We start from the raw sequence: 2,657 nt of genomic DNA on the forward strand, positions 1-2,657 counted from the left end.
TGTCGGTCAGCAACTCGTGCCAGCTTTGCGCGCTTTCTCGCAGGCCGACCTGAAAGCCAATCAGCTCCTTCTTTCCCGTAAGCGGGAAGGCATGGCCGTTCAGGCGTTGTAATTCCATGGCATGAGTGCATCAATTTCAGCACTGGGCCACTGGTTGGCGATGCGCTCCAATGTCAGCGTCAGCCAGGCGACAGGGTCGACATTGTTCATTTTGCAGGTCTGCAGGAGCGTCGCGATGGTAGCCCACGTTCGGCCCCCGCCGTCCGATCCGGCAAACAGACTATTTTTTCGCGTGATGGTTTGAGGCCTGATAGCACGTTCGACGATGTTGGAATCCAACTCGACGCGGCCGTCGATCAAGAAGCGCTCGAAGATTTCGCGACGCGTCATGGCATAGCGCAGCGCTTCTGCCAGCTTCGACTTGCCCGAGATACGCGGCAGGGTCCGCTCCCAGAGCGCAAACAGCGCGGCGACAATCGGGGCCGAGGCAGTCTGGCGTGCGGCAGCGCGGGCTTCGGGGCTTTGACCGCGAACAGTCGCTTCAAGCGCCCAAAGCTCCGTCATCTTCTCGATCGTCGCAGTGGCAACCTCGGAAGCACCGGTCGTGTGCAGTTCATAGAAGCGGCGACGGCTGTGCGCCCAGCATCCCGCCAACAGCGGACCATCGTTGCCACCATCCTTGCGCGCGAGTTTGTTGTAGGCGGCATAGCCGTCCACCTGCAGGATACCGCGATATCTCCCGAGATGCCGCCGCACACAGTCTCCAGAGCGGCTGTCCTCGAAGCGATAGGCCACCATGGAGGGACCGCTCTCGCCAAAAGGTGTGTCGTCGCGGGCATAGGCCCAGAGCCAAGCCTTTTTCGCGCTGCCGGTGCCAGGGGCGAGTGTTGGCAGGCTGGTTTCATCCGCGAAGACCCTGTCGCCTTTCAGGATCTCACCCAGAACATGGTCCGCGAGGATATCCAGTTCGAAGCCTATCCGGCCCATCCACTGGGCCATCAGCCGTCGGTCAAGGTCAACGCCATCGCGGGCATAAATGCCTTCCTGTCTGTAGAGCGGCAGGCCATCGGCGTATTTTGAGACCGCAATCTGTGCCAACAACGCTTCGGTCGGCAGGCCACTTTCGATGATATGAGACGGGGCCAAAGCTTGGATGATGCCGTCCCAGCCTTTGAACGCGTATTTCGGGCGACGTGTAATGATAACCCGGAACTTCGCCGGTATCACATCCAGCCGTTCGGCCACATCTTCGCCGATCAGCACCTTCTGTTTGCCAGCGTGTTCCGGCGGATCGTCCGGCTCGATGATCACTTCGACGCGCTCGAGATGTGGCGGGAAGCCTTTGCGTGGCCGGGGCGCCCGCTTCTCCTGTGAAGCCTGACCCTTTCCGACCTGCGCCCGTAGCGCCGAGATACCCGTTTCGATCTCCTCGAAGAGGAAAGCCTGCTGTGCATCCTCGCCAGCTGCCGCAGCAGAACCAAGCTTCTCGGACCGTCGCCCGAACCGGGCCCGGTCGTAAGCCTTCAGGATCTGCATTAGCCGTTTGATCCGCTCGTCGGCATCCGCGTTGCGGGCCCTGAGCGTCTCGATCTCAAGCTCCAACGCGTCCGCACGGGACGCTTTCGCAGCCATAGCGCGCACCATGGATTTCAACTGATCTATGTCATCAGGAAGGGGAAGTGCGCTGCTGTTCATCGCCTTCGATTAAAGCATATTTCCTCTTGTTTTGCTCGTGTTTTTTGCGCTTCCACTGCAAATAATGCACTTCGCAGGAGCTGTTTTAGCCAACGGTTTCAGGGCGACGAATGGCTACCGGCCGCACCCGTTTCCAGTCCAGGCCATCCACCAGCGCCATCAGCTGGACGGTGTTCAGCTGAACCCGGACATGGCCAATCCGCGGCCAGCAGAACCCCGACTTCTCCAAACGCTTCGCATAAAGGCAGACGCCGCTACCGTCCCACCAAACGACCTTGATGCGATCCGCACGTTTCGCACGAAACACATAGAGAGCGCCGTTGAACGGATCGCTCCCCGCATCGCGAACCAGTGCCAGCAAGCTGTCCGGTCCCTTGCGGAAGTCGACAGGATGGCTGGCCAGAAAAACCTTCACGCCGGACGGGATCATTCTGTGCGCACCGCACGAATGATCCGGCGCAGATCGGCTTCCCCGATATCTTGCCTAACACGAATGATGGCATCCCCGATCACGATCTCCGTCAGAGCCTGCGGTGAAGGATGCGCCGATGTCGCCTCATCCTGGGTTTTGAGAAAAGCCCTGCGCCAACCAAACAGCTGTGGTGGCGAAATGCCCAATCGCCGGGCCAGAGCCGAAACATTGACATCTGGAGCCATCGCCGCGGCGATGGCCTGCGCCTTGAACTCATCCGACCAACGCCGACGCTCGCCCACTGGCGCACCGTCAAGACGTTCGACGACAGCTTCAATCAACTGAAAGCTACCATGCGTAGGCATAGGCTTAGAACTGGTCGTAGACATAGAACCCCCGGCGCTTGCGTGAACGCCGAAAATCTAACCTGAAGATGCCAAACCTTTAACCCACGCGGTTGCCTTGTCGCTTACTCTTTCCCTCTGGTGTCGCACCAATGATTACCAACATGCATTCGGCATTTTCCTCCATCCGCGCCTGAAGATAGATG

At 59.4% G+C, this 2,657-nt stretch carries 3 protein-coding genes; all 3 read right to left on the reverse strand.

Going from position 1 to position 2,657, the window contains the following annotated elements; genetic code table 11:
• Positions 1 to 99: 99 nt before the first annotated feature.
• The 3 genes from tnpC to ACEN2J_RS20650 all read right to left on the reverse strand — a co-directional run bounded on the left by tnpC (position 100) and on the right by ACEN2J_RS20650 (position 2,496).
• Positions 100 to 1,695, reverse strand: coding sequence for an IS66 family transposase (gene tnpC, locus ACEN2J_RS20640; protein ID WP_442108615.1), 1,596 nt, complete (start codon positions 1,693 to 1,695; stop codon positions 100 to 102).
• A gap of 85 nt (positions 1,696 to 1,780) precedes the next feature.
• Positions 1,781 to 2,125 (reverse strand): IS66 family insertion sequence element accessory protein TnpB, encoded by a 345-nt coding sequence (gene tnpB, locus ACEN2J_RS20645; protein WP_442108617.1) that lies wholly within the window; start codon positions 2,123 to 2,125, stop codon positions 1,781 to 1,783.
• The gene (locus ACEN2J_RS20650; RefSeq protein ID WP_442108619.1) at positions 2,122 to 2,496 is read right to left on the reverse strand and encodes a transposase; all 375 of its coding nucleotides are present in this window, start codon (positions 2,494 to 2,496) and stop codon (positions 2,122 to 2,124) included. The genes tnpB and ACEN2J_RS20650 overlap by 4 nt, the downstream gene beginning before the upstream one ends.
• Positions 2,497 to 2,657 lie beyond the last annotated feature (161 nt).

The sequence above is a fragment of the Pseudorhodobacter sp. W20_MBD10_FR17 genome (genome assembly GCF_052119765.1).
GTDB lineage: Bacteria > Pseudomonadota > Alphaproteobacteria > Rhodobacterales > Rhodobacteraceae > Pseudorhodobacter.